This window comes from Bacteroides sp. (genome assembly GCF_052357945.1).
Classification (GTDB): Bacteria; Bacteroidota; Bacteroidia; order Bacteroidales; family Bacteroidaceae; genus Bacteroides.
The window spans coordinates 1-17147 of the sequence record NZ_DAWCXD010000062.1 but is presented as its reverse complement, the minus strand read 5'-3'; the positions used below and the strand labels follow the sequence as shown (position 1 = coordinate 17147).

The 17147-nt window shown below is 44.0% G+C and carries 13 protein-coding genes, 1 tRNA gene and 1 pseudogene; 5 read left to right on the top strand and 10 right to left on the bottom strand.

Annotated elements, in window-relative coordinates:
- Nucleotides 1–204: 204 nt before the first annotated feature.
- On the bottom strand, nucleotides 205–1218 hold the full coding sequence (locus ACT8YW_RS12630; protein WP_444105323.1) for a FecR family protein: 1014 nt from the start codon (nucleotides 1216–1218) through the stop codon (nucleotides 205–207).
- A gap of 57 nt (nucleotides 1219–1275) precedes the next feature.
- Nucleotides 1276–1818 carry an RNA polymerase sigma-70 factor gene (locus ACT8YW_RS12625; RefSeq protein ID WP_444105321.1) on the bottom strand — a complete coding sequence of 181 codons (543 nt, stop codon included), beginning with the start codon at nucleotides 1816–1818 and terminating at the stop codon, nucleotides 1276–1278.
- Nucleotides 1819–2069: 251 nt separating this feature from the next.
- Between ACT8YW_RS12625 and ACT8YW_RS12620 the strand changes: the two genes are divergently transcribed.
- From ACT8YW_RS12620 to ACT8YW_RS12605, 4 genes and pseudogenes are all read left to right on the top strand, one after another.
- A complete protein-coding gene (locus ACT8YW_RS12620; protein WP_444105319.1) occupies nucleotides 2070–5483 on the top strand; it encodes a DUF2723 domain-containing protein in 3414 nt (1137 codons plus the stop codon).
- Between the two features lie 108 nt (nucleotides 5484–5591).
- The gene (locus tag ACT8YW_RS12615) at nucleotides 5592–6206 is read left to right on the top strand and encodes a polysaccharide deacetylase family protein (RefSeq protein WP_444105317.1); all 615 of its coding nucleotides are present in this window, start codon (nucleotides 5592–5594) and stop codon (nucleotides 6204–6206) included.
- Between the two features lie 677 nt (nucleotides 6207–6883).
- Nucleotides 6884–7111 carry a hypothetical protein gene (locus ACT8YW_RS12610; protein ID WP_074638837.1) on the top strand — a complete coding sequence of 76 codons (228 nt, stop codon included), beginning with the start codon at nucleotides 6884–6886 and terminating at the stop codon, nucleotides 7109–7111.
- Between the two features lie 139 nt (nucleotides 7112–7250).
- Nucleotides 7251–9428 (top strand): annotated as a pseudogene (locus ACT8YW_RS12605) (ATP-binding protein); the annotation flags it as partial.
- Between the two features lie 345 nt (nucleotides 9429–9773).
- On the opposite strand, the gene ACT8YW_RS12600 reads toward ACT8YW_RS12605, so the two are convergent.
- From ACT8YW_RS12600 to kduI, 3 genes are all read right to left on the bottom strand, one after another.
- Complete coding sequence (locus tag ACT8YW_RS12600) at nucleotides 9774–11015, bottom strand: DUF4861 domain-containing protein (protein ID WP_444105315.1); 1242 nt, start codon at nucleotides 11013–11015, stop codon at nucleotides 9774–9776.
- 149 nt (nucleotides 11016–11164) lie between these two features.
- Nucleotides 11165–11968 carry a gluconate 5-dehydrogenase gene (locus ACT8YW_RS12595; protein WP_004296873.1) on the bottom strand — a complete coding sequence of 268 codons (804 nt, stop codon included), beginning with the start codon at nucleotides 11966–11968 and terminating at the stop codon, nucleotides 11165–11167.
- A 40-nt stretch (nucleotides 11969–12008) separates the two neighbouring features.
- Nucleotides 12009–12851 carry a 5-dehydro-4-deoxy-D-glucuronate isomerase gene (gene kduI / locus ACT8YW_RS12590; protein ID WP_444105313.1) on the bottom strand — a complete coding sequence of 281 codons (843 nt, stop codon included), beginning with the start codon at nucleotides 12849–12851 and terminating at the stop codon, nucleotides 12009–12011.
- A 200-nt stretch (nucleotides 12852–13051) separates the two neighbouring features.
- Here kduI and ACT8YW_RS12585 point away from each other — a divergent pair, with 200 nt between their 5' ends.
- Complete coding sequence (locus ACT8YW_RS12585; RefSeq protein WP_444105311.1) at nucleotides 13052–13699, top strand: RagB/SusD family nutrient uptake outer membrane protein; 648 nt, start codon at nucleotides 13052–13054, stop codon at nucleotides 13697–13699.
- A 531-nt stretch (nucleotides 13700–14230) separates the two neighbouring features.
- On the opposite strand, the gene ACT8YW_RS12580 is transcribed toward ACT8YW_RS12585, so the two are convergent.
- The 5 genes from ACT8YW_RS12580 to rnpA all read right to left on the bottom strand — a co-directional run.
- Nucleotides 14231–14301 (bottom strand) — tRNA-Gln (locus ACT8YW_RS12580).
- Nucleotides 14302–14408: 107 nt separating this feature from the next.
- Nucleotides 14409–15701, bottom strand: a complete 1293-nt coding sequence (gene tyrS, locus ACT8YW_RS12575) for a tyrosine--tRNA ligase (protein ID WP_195649651.1) — start codon at nucleotides 15699–15701, stop codon at nucleotides 14409–14411.
- Nucleotides 15702–15787: 86 nt separating this feature from the next.
- Nucleotides 15788–16480 carry a TatD family hydrolase gene (locus ACT8YW_RS12570; protein WP_444105309.1) on the bottom strand — a complete coding sequence of 231 codons (693 nt, stop codon included), beginning with the start codon at nucleotides 16478–16480 and terminating at the stop codon, nucleotides 15788–15790.
- Between the two features lie 24 nt (nucleotides 16481–16504).
- Entirely contained in the window at nucleotides 16505–16780 is a 276-nt protein-coding gene (yidD, locus tag ACT8YW_RS12565) for a membrane protein insertion efficiency factor YidD (protein WP_004298909.1), read from the bottom strand.
- On the bottom strand, nucleotides 16777–17147 hold a 371-nt coding region (gene rnpA / locus ACT8YW_RS12560; protein ID WP_444105307.1), incomplete at its 5' end, for a ribonuclease P protein component. The genes rnpA and yidD, both read right to left, overlap by 4 nt.

Here is a 17147-nt window from a genome sequence, read left to right as displayed (position 1 = left end):
CGTAGATCAGATCAACAGAGCATAACACTCTGATGCAGAAAAGTTGATTATTTCATATCCGGGATGGAGTGGCGCTCTGTTCCGGATACTTTTTTCTCATGGGCGGTAATTGTGTTTTTTAAGTTATTGATTTATTGAATGATTCACTTTGGCTATTTTCAATTCCGGTTTCATTCGACCTTTAGTCGATCTTCATTCCGGTTTTTACTTCTTATTCCCTTTCCGTGTAATATAGCACTTATCCCCTTCTATCTTGAATTTCAGATTGCCCGCCACATCAACAATGATATCCATGACTTCTGCTAAAGGTACCTTATCCTTGAACCGGAAACTCAAACGATCTTTTTTCAGCTGGTTCAAGCTGTAGACAAACGTATAATTGTATTTCCGTTCCAATACACGTATAATATCTTCTACGGTCATTTCGTTGAAAACCAGTTCGCCCCGCTGCCAAGCGGTGACATCTGCCATATCGGGATGCACTACCCGAAACTGACGGTTCTCTTTGTCATACGTCAACTGTTCGTCAGGCTGCAATACGGTCCGCTGGGTCAGATTTCCCCACTCTACCAATACACTGCCCGACAGCAATGCTGTACTGATTTCCTGATTCTCCGGATAGGCACTAACATTGAATTCCGTTCCCAAAGCAGTTACCTGAAAATCATCCGACTTCACAATGAAAGGATGCTTCTTGTCAGGCTTTACTTTAAAATTGGCTTCACCAACCAAGTAAACGCACCGTTCTTTTCCGGTAAACTGTTTCGGATATAACAAAGTACTTTTTGAATTCAACTGAACCTGGCTGCCATCCGGAAGAGAAAGATGCCGCATCCCCGCCACTGGAATGAATTCCTGTATAAGGTCATTCTGCGTTCTCTCCGCCTGCATCACCAGATAACCAAGAGATACGGCTACCACCAGTAACACAGCCGCAACGGATTGCCAAAGACGCAATATACGAATTTTGCGATTAGGGGTTACAGGGACTGAAGAAGCCGTGTGAAGACCGTTGTTCCGTTTCCACCGTTCGAGTTCCTTCTCCACATGGGGCACTTCGCCCATAGCGCGGGCTGTCGTCCAGATTTCTTTTAGAGCTTTGTCTTTTTCTACGGCATGTTCCTTATCCGTCAGCCATCCGTAGAAATTCTGCCGGATCGTTTCCGAATAATGATTCTTAGTGAACGAGGTCAGTATCTGCCGAAAATAATTCTTCATATAGTTGTGCTATTAGTGGTGAATACATATATAGCACGACACAAATGCGAAGACTACTCAAATGAAATGAAGAAAAAATAAAATAAATACGATTTTTTTTAATTCAACCAAGGAAAGATAGATTTGACGCTCTACGGTACGCACTGAAATATCAAGCTTTTCCGCTATTTCCAGATTGCTCATTCCCTGAATACGGCTCATCTCGAAAATCAGCCGGCGCCGCTCGGGAAATTGTTCAACGGCCATTTGCAGAGCTAATTGTATTTCTTTATAATAGATAGCGTCCAGTGTATCACCCGACGGAGACAAATCCTTGAAAAGACTTTCTTCCATCTGTGCCTGTTGGTAAGACCGTTCTATGCGCTTATGCTTGAGAAAATCAAAAATGGCATGTTTGGTCATAGCATAGATATATTTATCTATCCCGGGGTTATCCTGCCAAATCTGCGGTTTGGCCCATAGTCGCGTGAAAACGTCCTGTGCTATATCATCCGCGTCCTGCCCCGATTTAAGGAGCATCAATGCGAAATTCTTCACCAGCGAATAATGTGCCTTGAAGACCAGATCGAATTCTTGTTCCAGTGTTATGTCTTTGTCCATTACTTCACAAGCATTTGTTGTCAGTAAGCAAAAGTAGAAAAATAAATCAAGACTTTAGGTCAGTCTGACAGAAGAAAAAATAAATTCCTTACTTGCCAACACACAAGTTCCCGCCTTCCGGAAGAGTGAAAGAGATAGTAAATCACCCCTCCGTTACTTAATATTTCTTACTTTCTTCCTCATTATCCTTACAAATCACTATCTTTGCGACCTCATAATTTGTTTTTAACGAATAAACTACGATAGTGCTAATGAAACAGTACAGAACCGTAAACAACCTTATGGGTTGGCTTACATTCATCATTGCGGCAACCGTCTACTGCCTGACAATAGAACCGACCGCAAGTTTCTGGGATTGCCCGGAGTTCATAACCACCGGCTATAAACTGGAAGTCGGTCACCCGCCCGGCGCACCTTTCTTCATGCTAGTGGCGAATCTGTTTTCTCAATTTGCTTCCGACGTAACAACTGTTGCTAAAATGGTGAATTACATGAGTGCCCTCATGAGTGGCGCCTGTATCCTGTTCCTTTTCTGGAGCATCACCCACCTGGTACGCAAACTGATTATCACTGACGAAAACAATATCACCAAAGGACAGCTTATCACAGTGATGGGTAGCGGACTGATCGGTGCACTGGTTTATACATTCAGTGACACATTCTGGTTCTCGGCCGTGGAAGGTGAAGTATATGCCTTCTCCTCCCTCTTTACCGCTGTTGTTTTCTGGTTGATTCTGAAATGGGAAGACGTAGCCGACCAGCCGCACAGCGACCGTTGGATTATCCTCATCGCCTATCTGACCGGATTGAGTATCGGTGTGCACTTATTGAACTTGCTTTGTCTGCCTGCCATCGTATTGGTATACTACTACAAAAAAACGCCGAATGCTACCGCCAAAGGTTCGTTAATAGCGCTATTAGGTTCAATGGTGCTCGTTGCAGCCGTGCTTTACGGCATCGTACCGGGTATCGTGAAAGTAGGCGGCTGGTTTGAACTGTTGTTCGTCAACGGACTCGGAATGTCATTCAATTCGGGCGTAGTGGTTTATATCATTCTGCTTGCGGCCGCTCTGATTTGGGGTGTATACGAAAGTTACACCGAAAAGAACAAAGCGCGCATGGCTATCTCCTTTATCCTGACGATCGCTTTGCTGGGTATCCCCTTCTACGGACACGGAGCCAGCAGTATCATCATCGGTATTTTGGTTATTGCCGCACTGGGACTTTATCTTGCTCCGAGTGTACAGGCTAAAATCAAAGAGAGATGGCGTATCACCGCCCGCACCATGAACACAGCCTTGCTGTGCACCATGATGATCGTAATCGGGTATTCTTCTTACGCACTGATCGTTATCCGTTCTACTGCCAACACTCCGATGGACCAAAACTCACCGGAGGATATATTCACCCTGGGCGAATACCTCGGCCGTGAACAATACGGAACCCGTCCGCTCTTCTACGGTCCTGCTTTCTCTTCGAAAGTGGCACTCGACGTAAAAGACGGCTATTGTATTCCGCGCCAGTCGGAAGCAGGAAGCAAGTTTGTCCGCAAGGAAAAGACTTCTCCCGACGAAAAAGACTCTTATATCGAACTTCCCGGACGTGTGGAATACGAATATGCACAGAATATGTTTTTCCCGCGTATGTACAGCTCGTCACACGCACCACTCTACAAGCAATGGGTAGACATCAAAGGACACGACGTTCCTTACGACCAATGCGGAGAAATGGTAATGGTGAACATGCCTAACCAATGGGAAAATATCAAATTCTTCTTCTCCTACCAGTTGAACTTCATGTACTGGCGTTATTTCATGTGGAACTTTGCCGGACGGCAGAACGACATACAGGGTAGCGGAGAAATTGAACACGGCAACTGGATCACCGGTATTCCGTTTATCGACAACTTACTGGTAGGTAATCAGGAACTGCTTCCGCAGGATCTCAAAAACAATAAAGGACACAATGTATTCTACTGTCTGCCGCTGATTCTCGGCTTAATCGGACTCTTCTGGCAAGCTTATCATAGCCAGCGGGGTATCCAGCAATTCTGGGTAGTCTTCTTCCTGTTCTTCATGACAGGTATCGCTATCGTGCTCTACCTCAACCAAACCCCTGCACAGCCCCGTGAACGAGATTACGCGTATGCCGGTTCGTTCTACGCCTTTGCCATCTGGGTAGGTATGGGAGTGGCAGGTATCATCCGTATGCTACGAGAATACTGCAAGATGCAGGAACTTCCGGCAGCCGTACTGGCTTCAGTGCTCTGTTTGTTCGTCCCCATCCAAATGGCGGGACAGACTTGGGATGACCACGACCGTAGCGGACGCTTCGTTGCCCGCGACTTCGGACAGAACTACCTGATGACCTTACAGGAAAAAGGAAATCCGATTATCTATACCAATGGTGATAATGATACTTTCCCATTGTGGTACAACCAGGAAACAGAAGGCTTCCGTACAGATGCCCGCACCTGTAACCTAAGTTACTTGCAAACAGACTGGTATATCGACCAAATGAAACGCCCAGCCTACGATTCCCCGTCGCTTCCTATCACTTGGGACCGTGTGGAATATGTGGAAGGACAAAATGAATATATCCCTATCCGTCCGGAAATGAAGGCCTTCATCGACAGCTATTTCAAACAGGCAAACGAACTGGCTGCACAGGGAGACACTACCATATTATCACTCGTTCACTCCATTTTCGGTGAGAATCCATACGAATTGAAGGAAATCATCAACCGTTGGATGCTCGGTAAGAACGACCAGTTGAAAGAGCTTCTCAAAAAGACTGGAAAAGATATCCAACTGCCGCTTATCCCTACGGACAGCATCGTAATGAAGGTGGACAAAGAAGCCGTACGCCGCTCCGGCATGAAGATACCGGAAGCTCTGGGCGACTCTATCCCCGAATACATGACAATCACCCTTAGAGACGCCAACGGCAACCCGAAACGCGCCCTCTACAAGAGTGAACTGATGATGCTTGAAATGCTTGCCAATGCCAACTGGGAACGTCCTATCTATATGGCAATCACCGTAGGAAGCGAAAACCATCTGGGCATGGGCAACCACTTTATGCAGGAAGGTCTTGCCTACCGTTTCACACCGTTCGATACGGACAAACTGGACAGCAAGATTGACAGCGAAAAGATGTACGACAACCTGATGAACAAGTTCAAGTTCGGCGGTATCGACAAACCGGGTATCTATATCGACGAGAACGTGATGCGTATGTGCTACACGCACCGCCGTATCTTCACGCAACTTGTAGGCCAGCTTATCAAAGAAGGCAAGAAGGATAAGGCACTCGCCGCACTCGACTACGCCGAAAAGATGATTCCGTCATACAACGTACCGTACGACTGGGCAAACGGCGCCTTCCAAATGGCAGAATCTTATTACCAACTGGGACAGAACGAGAAAGCCAACAAGATCATCGACGAGCTTGCCAACAAATCGCTCGAATACATGATCTGGTATCTTAGCCTGAACGATAACCAGCTTGCCATCGCCGGCGAAAACTTCGTGTACAACGCCAGCTTGCTTGACGCCGAAGTCCGCTTAATGGAAAAATACAAATCAGAAAAACTCGCGAAACATTACTCCACGCAGCTCGACCAACTTTATAACGAGTACGTGACAAGAATGAAAGGGAAATAATTTAGGTATGAAGTAATAAGTATTAAGTATTAACGTAGCTTCCGGCATGTTTTCCGTAAGGTATAATACTTAATACTTATTTCCTAATACTTCAAAACACAGACTCTCATGTTTATAGAACAACCACCTTGGCTTTTCCGGGCGTTGTATCCACAGGCTATCTTCCGGATGGACCCGAATGAGCGGGCAGTCTATCTGACTTTCGACGACGGCCCCATCCCCGAAGTAACTCCCTGGGTACTGGAAACACTGGAAAAGCATCATATTAAAGCTACCTTTTTCATGGTAGGCGACAATATACGCAAACACCCGGATGAATACCGGATGGTGGTAGAGCACGGACACCGCATCGGTAACCATACTTTCAACCACATCCGTGGATTTGAATATTCCAATCCGGATTACCTGGCAAATGCCAGAAAGGTAGATGATATTATTCATTCCGATCTCTTCCGTCCGCCACACGGACACATGGGATTCCGGCAGTATTATACGTTGCGCTATCATTACCGCATCATTATGTGGGATCTCGTGACCCGCGATTACAGTAAGCGGATGCGCCCGGAACAAGTGCTGAACAACGTGAAACGCTATGCGCGAAACGGTTCTATCATCACTTTCCATGATTCGCTGAAGTCTTGGAACAACGGTAACCTGCAATACGCACTCCCCCGTGCCATCGAATTCCTGAAAGAGGAGGGGTATGAATTCAAGGTGTTATAATAACAACCTTTGAGAAAACAGAAACTTCGATAAGAACAGAGATTTTTGAAAAAAAGTCTCCAATGAGCCAAAAAGCTCCCTGATAAGAAGATAAAAATATAAGCCGAGGCCTTGCGCCTCGGCTTTTATAGTTTAAAACCTGTTTTGTGCCCGAAATTGGGAGATCGCTCTTCTTTCTTATAAGATGTCAGTACAAGCACATTTCGCCCGGCAAAGGAAAAAAGAGGGCAAAATAACCGGTATTCAAAAAGTTTCTGATTCACATTACCCTTTCCATCCGTATTTTTTTATACATTTGCAACGATCTCTTCTGCAGAAAGCCTCCGGGTGGCGGGGGAGAGATGTTTATATTGAGAAGACGTTTACAAGCGTTTGTCTTTCGTATTCAAAACTTCGCACACTTTGACCCCGAATTGACGAATAGCAACTAAGACGTCCTCCTGATGTGTATTTATATACATCCGTACCTCGCTTTTAAACAAAGAGAGGTCACGGATGTTATGCATATCGGCGTGGGCTTTCTGCGTTGTTCGTTCTCGGGGTAGGGCATTGCGAAGGCCTTGAATACAGGACGAACGAAGGTAAGATTCCCACGCCTTTTCCATATATATCTGTCAACTTTAGAATGATTCGTCCGCCTAAGGGAATCTGGAGGCAAATATAAGCATAAATAATACATGATTCATGTAGGACAACTTATTGCACACATTCTTCACGAACAGGGACGTACCGTCACCTGGTTCGCCACTCAATTATGCTGCACACGCCCCAACGTCTACAAGATATTTCAAAAAGAAAATATCGATATTAATCTACTTTGGCGTATTTCCTGTATTCTCGGTCATGATTTCTTCCGCGACTTATCCAATGATATTAATAGTACCAACTTTGTAGTATCCAAATAAGATACACTTATGTCTACATGTTGGAACTACACTTTTTTCAGCCAACATATTTCTTTTACCTATTTTTGCAGCATACCAAACAAAACTATGCAAAATCATTCTACAAATATCAATCTGTAGCCCAACTAATAAAATAAAAATGAGCAGAATATTACATGATGCAAATAACGCACAAAGAATTTTGAAACTGACAGCAGACACTATGTTACTGGTCGACAGGCATGGCGTTTGTATGGATATTGAACCTCATTGTGACCTGTGGTTTCTGCAAGAAAACATACTTTTAGGAAAAAATATCATCGAACTTTTACCAGAATATACGAGAGAAAGAGTAATACCTATTTTTCAGACTGTGCTCAAAGAGCAGCGAAGTATTAGCAAGAACTTCAAACTAATGCTGGAAGACGATACTTTTTATTTCAAATGCCTCATGTTTCCTTATGACGACATGGTACTCTGCCAATATCGTGACATCACGCAAAGAAGCAATGTTAAACGTCAACTGGAACAAGCAAACTATACACTACGAACGATTCAAAAAGTGGCTCAAATCGGACAATGGACATACAATACGTATAAAAACGTGCTGCATTGTTCGGACTATACGGGAGTTTCATGCGAGGAGAATGTCCAGAATATTACTATTGAAAACTATATCGAACTAATCGCAAAAGAAGATCGCCAGAATTTCAGAAAATGGTGGTACACGAACGAAGAAAAACTCAACATGGAAAGCATCAGTTATCGTGTCCGCACAAATGGGGAAGTATTTTATATGCGTATTCAGACTTACCTGCGCAAACAACTCTCCGACGGTAGCTTTAATATCGAAGGATATATCCAGGACATCACGGACATACAATATCGCAGAAACCATATCAATACACTGACACACGCCATCAACAATGTTCAAGAGAGTATCTTCGCTGCCAAACCCGATGGTACAATCATCTTTGCCAACCGCTGTTTTTTATATAATCATGAAATTGCTGAAAACGAGTACCTTAGCCAACTGAAAATTTATAATATCGCCGGAAACATACCTACGCAGAAAGCTTGGAAAGAGCGGTGCAAAGATATAAGACACGGTAAAAGCAGCCATTTCATCTCCTACTATCCCTCGAAAACTAATAAAAACATATTGGGATATGAAGGCACAATGTATAACGTAACTAATGACTACGGCGAGGAAAGTTATTGGTCATTCGCCCATGACATTTCCGAGCGAATCCGATATGAAGCCAAAATCAAACGGCTTAACCAGATCATGGATACCACCATCAACAACCTCCCCGCCGGAATTGTAGTAAAAGAGATCAATAACAACTTCCGATACATCTACCGAAATCGCGAATCGTACAATCGAGATATTTATCCATACGACCCTATTGGCAAGGATGATTTTGATTTCCATCCTCTCGCAGTAGCCGAAAAGAAGAGACAGGAAGACATACAGGTAGCTACCACAGGAAAAGAGTTACACTGGATTGTTGAAGAAAAAGACAAGAATGGAAATCTGATAATCCTCGACAAACGGAAAATTCGGGTGGACGGAGACGAATTGTCTTCCCCCATCATCGTCAGTATCGAATGGGACATCACAGAATTGGAAATAATAAAACGTCAACTCCAGTCGGCAAAAGAGAAAGCAGAGATGGCCGATAATCTAAAATCGGCTTTTCTCGCCAATATGAGTCATGAAATACGAACTCCACTAAATGCCATTGTCGGTTTTTCTTGTCTCATTGCCGAAAGCGACGATGCGGAAGAACGCAAAAAATATTACAACATCGTTAACAGCAACAACGGACGACTTCTACAACTTATCAACGAGATCCTTGATCTCTCGAAGATTGAATCGGGAATCATTGAATTTTCTTTCAAACCTGTCAGTCTCCACAATATCTGCCTGGAAGTGCACAATGCCCATATATTCCGTATTCCGCAGGAAGTAAATCTGATCTACGAGCCTTCGGACGAGAGACTGATGATCACGACAGACAAAGATCGGATATTTCAGGTAATCTCGAATCTGGTCGGGAATGCTATCAAATTTACCAAAAAAGGAAGCATCAGTTATGGCTACAAACTGACAGACAACCAGATCATCTTCCATGTAACAGATACTGGAATAGGAATTGAACCAGAGAAAGTGGGACGTGTATTCGAGCGTTTCACAAAACTAAACAATTATGCACAAGGAACAGGACTGGGATTATCCATCTGCAAATCTATCATTGAGCGGCTCGGTGGAAAGATTTCCCTCAACTCCAAGTTTGGTAAGGGGACTACATTTATATTTACTTTACCTTATACGACTACTGCAGCCACAACAAAGAACCTCACTCATAAGTAAAACTGAAAGAGTGAGTTCACGAACGAGGACGTACCTCTACCAGTAGTGAGGCTTGAAATCCTGCAATCAGTTGTTTCAGTAGTTCTTTCTTTCCCATAAAGACACATTTTTAGGTTTCTTTCTTTTTCAGAAAGACAGAATTAGGCAAAAGTATCTTTTTATCAAAGAAACTTTTACCTAATCTATTGGAAAAGACACATGATATTCAATAATACATTGCGTATTCCACGACTAAAAGAGATTAAAGAGGGTCTTTTCGCTCCCCTCAACAATCCTTCTTTTCAGACTACATAGTAATTCAGCACATCAATATGCCACTACCAGCGGCGTGCGCAATTTCTGCGCATATTCAGCCATATATTTATTCCACGCATCCGGAGTCTTGATAGCCGCCTTATCCCAGGCAGATCCCCAGTAATAAGTATATTCAGAACCCGGCTCATATTCGCTGATAGCGAGCACATGACCGTCGGCTCCGCCACGTTCTTTCTTTTCCTTTTCAGAAAGAAGAACCACTTTCGCCTCTTTCACCTGTGCAGGGAATGCAGCACCCACAAATATTTTACCGTTTGCACCACTACGGTCAGTTGTAGGATCTACGTAAGTGATATAGCCATTTGCAGCATCTGCCACAACCGCACCATCCGGTTCACGCAACACAAGTCCCGTAGTTACTGGCATTGCTTCTTTCAAATTGGTATATGAAACAACAGTTTTATTGAGATAAGAACCTGCATCCAAAGAGATGACACGTGTTTCCACCACATTAGAATCTCCACGGACCACCAGCGGATTAAACTCCAGCTTCACCGTGAAACGCAGCGGACCATTATCAAGGATTTCCTGTGTGCGATAGCAGTAAGGATAGATAATAGTGTCACCTGCCATCAAAGCGGCAACGCCGGCGCCCAACGTGGGACCTACGGCATAGCAATCCATACCGTATCCATGATCGATATGGTAAGAGATGGCATTCTGCAATTCGGAAGCGGCTTTCGGATCTGTCTTTTTCAGTTCGGCTATCTTGGCACGCTTTTCAGGATTAAGTTCTTCAGCATACAGAGATTCCAAAATCGGCTCCGTAGTATTATACTTCGTAAAAAGATCATAGCCAAAACCACGTTCTCCACGAGCCTGCAAAGCAGGACCATAAGCACGGAATCCGCCAAGATCATTCTCCCAGGCAACGTCATCCAGACGTTCAGGGTAGTATTTACCGCAAGCAATGACATCAAAAGGTGCCGGTGTGCCCGGTTGAATGGTATAAGTAACCGCACTGTTTGCCCCTACCGTAACGGGGAAGACCACCTTCTCATCATACGTCACCTGATAAGGCACTTGCTGCCCGTCGACGTCAAGCACCACAATCTGTGCCGTATCCGCCAGTTTCAATTTAGCGACCACGTCGCTCATCGGCACTTCAACCATCTCCCCTGCCCGTTCAAGAGCCAAAGGATTGGTCACTGTGACTGTCATCGACTGCTTGCTGTCGGCACAAGAAGCAAAACCAATCAAGGCTACAGCAAACAGAATTAATATCTTTCTCATAATTAGTCTACATTGAATGAATAACATATACTTTGCAAATCAGAGGCTATTATATCCTGCAAAGGGAATAATAAAAAAATAAGGTGACAGATGAAAAGAGGATGCTCTTTGCCATTCTATCACCTTACCGGAATCTCTTCTATCTCACATTATTTCGGTTGTTTTCCGATATAAGCAAGAATACCACCATCTACGTAGAGAATATGACCGTTAACAGCGTTAGAAGCTTCAGAAGCAAGGAACACGGCAGGACCTGTCAGTTCTTCAGGATCCAACCAACGACCGGCAGGAGTCTTAGCGCAGATGAATGAATCGAATGGGTGGCGGCTTCCGTCTGCTTGTGGCTCACGAAGAGGAGCAGTTTGCGGAGTAGCGATGTAACCCGGGCCGATACCATTACACTGGATGTTGTATTCACCATATTCAGAACAGATATTGCGAGTCAGCATCTTCAAACCACCCTTAGCGGCAGCGTAAGCAGATACAGTTTCACGACCCAACTCAGACATCATAGAACAGATGTTGATGATCTTACCTGCACGTTTTTCCATCATAGCCGGCAAAACAGCCTTAGCAACGATGAACGGAGCATTCAAGTCGATGTCGATTACACGACGAAAATCAGCAGCATCCATCTCGTGCATAGGAACACGACGGATAATACCTGCGTTATTTACAAGGATATCAATTGTACCTACTTCTTTTGCAATCGTAGCAACCATCGCCTGAACAGCCGGTTCGTCTGTCACATCGCATACGTAACCGTGAGCTTTGATACCTTTTGCAGCATAAGCAGCCATACCTTTGTCTACCAACTCTTGATTGATGTCGTTAAAACAAACTTTAGCGCCTTGTTCTGCAAATGCAGAAGCAATAGCAAATCCGATACCATAAGAAGCACCTGTAACGAGAGCTACCTTACCTTCCAAAGAAAAATTCAAAAACTGATTCATAATTCTTTTTGTTATTAAATTAGGAAAACTATTGTAGTTGTTATTTCAAATCTGTAATCAACGAGAAGTCCTGATCGCCGTAGTCGAGGTTCTCGCCACCCATTCCCCAGATAAAGGTATAGTTGTGGGTAGCAGCAGCCGAGTGAATTGACCATTCGGGTGAAAGAACGGCCTGATCGCCTTTCATCCATACGTGACGCGTCTCGCCTACCTCACCCATGAAGTGGCAGATAGCATGATCTTCGGGGATCTCGAAATAGAAGTAGGCCTCCATACGACGGCTGTGTACGTGTGCCGGCATCGTGTTCCACACACTTCCCGGAGCGAGTTCCGTCATACCCATCTGCAACTGGCAGGTAGGCAACACCTGATTCACCAACATCTTATTGATGTTGCGGTGATTGGAACCTTCCAAAGAACCCATTTCGGCTACTACGGCATCGGCTTTCGTCACCTTACGGTCGGGATAATTGCGATGTGCAGTCAGTGAGTTGAAGTAGAATTTAGCTGGATGAGCGGCGTCTTTGCTTTCGAAAGTCACTACGCGGTCGCCCGAACCCAGATAAAGAGCTTCTTTATAGTCCAGTTCGAACTCTGCGTCGCCTGCTTTCACAATACCGGGACCGCCGACATTGTAGATACCCATTTCGCGACGGGTGAGGAAGAACGGAGCTTTCAGCGGATCAATCGCTTCGAGCGCCAGCACCTCTCCTACCGGAAGCGCACCACCTACCACCATACGGTCGTACATGGAATATACCATATTTACTTCATTGGGGACAAATATCTTTTCGATTAAGAAATCTCTGCGGATTCTTGTTGTATCATAACTTTTTGCATCTTCCGGATGCGCAGCATAGCGAATTTCATAGTTCGTTTTCATACCTTATTTATTTATAGTTATTGAATAAGTTCTCTTTCTACGCGCACTTCGTTTACGTACACAATGCAAAAATAGCAAAAGAAAACGGGTTTACCTTGCAATTTTGTTCCAATTATCCACCAAAAATGTCCAGAATCCGTGCAATGTATACTTTTTTAACGAACTATAATACGTTTTGGGAGAGATTTCTACTTAATGCAATGAAAAAAAGAAAGAAGCCTCTATCTCTCGATCCGCTCGAATATACTTATAACACGGGTGATATAACAAACAATGGTCTGGGCGGAAGTGCACTCACCAGTTACGCCCAAGGGTTGTATCCCGACCTGAATACTTCGGCAAAAATATACACTTATATGTCGTTCAAATTTAAGTGTATCGACAAAGTAGGTGCCATGCCTTTCAATCTTTTCCGCAGTTCGGAGATGTATTTCATCGAAGCAGAAGCCAACTGCCACCTGACGCCTCCAAAAGAAGCGGAAGCAAGGCAATTACTGAAAGAACTGATCCGCGACAGCGGACGCGACCCTCAATATACTTGCGACAAGAGCGGTCAGGCACTGCTCGACGAAATAAAGTTCTACCGCCGCATCGAACCATGGGGCGAAGGATTCAGCTGGTTTGACTTCAAACGGTGCAAAGACACCATCGTACGCCACACCTTCGAAGACGGAGAAATCAATCAGACAACTGCAAGAGAAGAACGAAGAACTGACGATTGTCCGCAACCGTGCCGAACAGGCAGACAAGATGAAGACTCATTTCATGCAGAACGCACGTTTTCTGCTTATACTTCCATTAAAATAAGATTAGCTATTGACTTTCCTCTTTTTATTTTGTATCTTTGAGGAACAGAAAAAGAAAAAAGCAATATGAGTTATATAAAAATCAAGACATAATAACACATTATCAAAACATATATTTCCATATATGGAAGAACCGAATGGGAGAAAATCAGTATTGATTTTCTCCCATTTTGTATATATAAATCCCACATATTCCAATAATTCTCTGAAAATAGTTTCTAATAAACTCAGATACCGTTCTTAATAAACTCTCTCACTATTTATTAAAAACAGTATTCGGATTTATTATAGAACTGTAAATATATTATTGCTAACAATATAGAAGTCTATTCAAATATGAGTAGGACAAACATCGAAACAGTCAATATTACGTACAAATAAGCTACAGCAAATTTCTTACATCCTAATAGAGAGATACTTCTTCAAGGCATCTTGCTCCGCTTTTGCAACCAAACTATAGAAATCATCATGTTGTTGTTCCGTATGTGAACGTTCTAATGACTTAAGAAATGACTTTGCACCCACAAAAAAAGAAAAAGCCCCGAAAGATGTCTCTTTCGGGGCTTTCCTTCGTTGGACTACCAAGATTCGAACTTGGACAAACAGAACCAAAACCTGTTGTGCTACCATTACACCATAGTCCAAACTTATGTGCTTTCTGTTAAAAAGCGGTGCAAAGATAGAGGTTTGCAAGCAAACCTCCAAATATTTCGTTCACTTTTTTATATTCTATCGAATGAATCGTGCATTATTACTTTGCAATCAGCAGATAATAGTTCTTTTTGCCGCGCTGAACAAGCAGATATTTCTCGTCGAGCAGGTCAGCTGTTGTAATTACCTGATCAAAGGCTGCCAGCTTCTCCTTATTCAACGAAACGCCACCGCCCTGAACCAACTTACGCATTTCACCTTTCGACGCGAATACGGCCGCATTATCAACGAATAGATCAACAGCCTTTACTCCCTCTGCCAATGCATCACGGGAAATCTCAAATTGAGGCACTCCTTCGAATACAGCAAGCAGCGTATCTTCATCCAGTTTACGCAGAGCTTCCGAAGTCGCATTACCGAATAAAATGTTCGATGCGTCTACTGCTGCGTTATAATCATCTTCAGAATGAACCATCACAGTCACTTCCTTAGCCAGACGTTTCTGGAGGAGACGCAAATGCGGAGCTTCCTGATGTTCGGCAATCAATGCTTCAATTTCTTCTTTCTCGATGGAGGTGAAGATTTTAATATAACGTTCAGCATCGGAGTCGCTTACATTCAGCCAGAACTGATAGAACTTGTATGGTGAAGTATAGCGAGGGTCCAGCCAGATATTTCCGGATTCTGTTTTACCAAACTTACCACCATCAGCCTTTGTAATCAGTGGGCAAGTCAATGCGAATACCTCTCCCCCATTGGTACGGCGGATCAATTCGGCACCGGTAGTGATGTTTCCCCACTGGTCGGAACCACCCATTTGGAGCTTACACCCCTTTGTTTCATACAAATGAAGAAAATCATATCCTTGAAGCAATTGGTAAGTGAACTCGGTAAATGACAATCCATCGCGTGCTTCACCATTCAGACGACGTTTCACAGAGTCTTTCGCCATCATATAGTTTACAGTGATGTGCTTACCTACTTCGCGAACAAAATCGAGGAAAGTGAAGTCTTTCATCCAGTCGTAATTGTTCACCAGTTCGGCACGGTTAGGTACATCCGACTCGAAGTCGAGGAACTTGGCAAGCTGATTCTTGATACATGCCTGATTGTGACGCAATGTTTCTTCGTCCAGCAGGTTACGTTCTGCCGATTTACCGGAAGGGTCACCAATCATACCTGTAGCGCCACCGATCAGTGCCAACGGCTTATGACCGCAGCGTTGGAAATGACGAAGGATCATCACTCCACAAAGGTGACCAATGTGTAGCGAATCGGCAGTCGGGTCGATACCCAAGTAGGCAGTCACCTGCTCTTTGCTTAACAACTCTTCTGTTCCCGGCATGATGTCCTGCAACATGCCACGCCATCTCAATTCTTCTACAAAATTCATCGTATTACTCTTTAATTATTTGGTTTTTATTGTATTTCAATTCCATGTGCGACAAAAGTACGACTCTTTCTCGGAAGATACAACTCTTACGCCCTAAAAAAGACATTTTGGATATTCCGGCGAATCACCTCACGCAACGCTTCCACTTCTACCCCACGCACCCTGGCTGCCTGACACAGGATATCTTCAATATCAAGCAAGCTGTCATCCGTTTCCAAAAACAGGCGTTCATCGGGGACTATCTGCATCGTTTCATCGGGATAATATTCCCCAAAAGAAAGATAAAACCCTTTCTTCAACAACTGTACCGCCTGCTCCGGTTTTCCACGAAAGCCATGCCATATCCAAGGTTGTTGGGGGCGAGATTCTTTTTTCACGCCCAACAGTTCTTCCATTGCTTTCACGCAGTGAATAATCAAGGGCAAACCGAGCTTTTCCGACAACTTTACCTGTTCCTTAAACACCGCTAACTGAAGCTCCATCGGAGCTTCTGCCAATTTATCCAGCCCCGCCTCTCCTACAGCTACAAACTGCTTTCTCTGCAGCTGCTGTTGAAGAAAGCTCAATTGCTGACTGACATTACTCTCTCTCACCTCCCAAGGATGAATTCCGATAGAATAATAATATCCTCTACCCACAGTCACTTCCACATTCTCTGCCAAAGGCATATACAATGGAGAGTCTGCCAATAACGGATAATTGATGATGGATTTTCCTTGGGTATCAACTTCCTGTTTATGAGTATGGATATCTAAAATATCAGTCACATTCTTTTTCATTTTCTATTTCTCGTTTCAGTTGTCTCAAGGCACGGGATCATAACCGGAACCACCCCAGGGATGGCATCGCAGAATACGCCGCACAGCAAGATAAAGCCCCTTTATAGGACCATGTTTCTTAATTGCTTCGAGCGCATACGCTGAACAAGTAGGCGTGAACCGACAAGAGGGAGGAGTAAGGGGTGAAATACAAATCCGGTAAAAATAGATGGGAACAAGCAGGAAGAAGGAAAATACCTTTCTCAAAATTCCCGTAACGAATACCCACGCGGTAGATATCCGGGAGTTATGAGGTTTCATGAGAATAGTTTTTCGGAGATGCGCGCAAGCGCTATTTTCATTTTCTCTTCCAGCTCGGCAGTAGCAACAAGCTCGTCCGACAGATAGATAAAGGCAACGGCTAACCGTTGCTCCCGGCGTTGCAGTTCGTCTACCAGAAGAGACTTGTTCTTCCGGTAGGCTTCACGTATCTGGCGTTTCACCCGGTTGCGTTTCACCGCCCGTTTAAAACGACGTTTCGATACACTGATTAATATGGAAGCAGGAGCCTCGCCCTGCTCGACAGGCATATATACAACGCGTATCGGAAAGATGGAAAACGATTTAGAAACACCGCCTTCAAACATCTTTCCGATCAAAATTTTACTATTCAGCCTTTCGGCTTTAC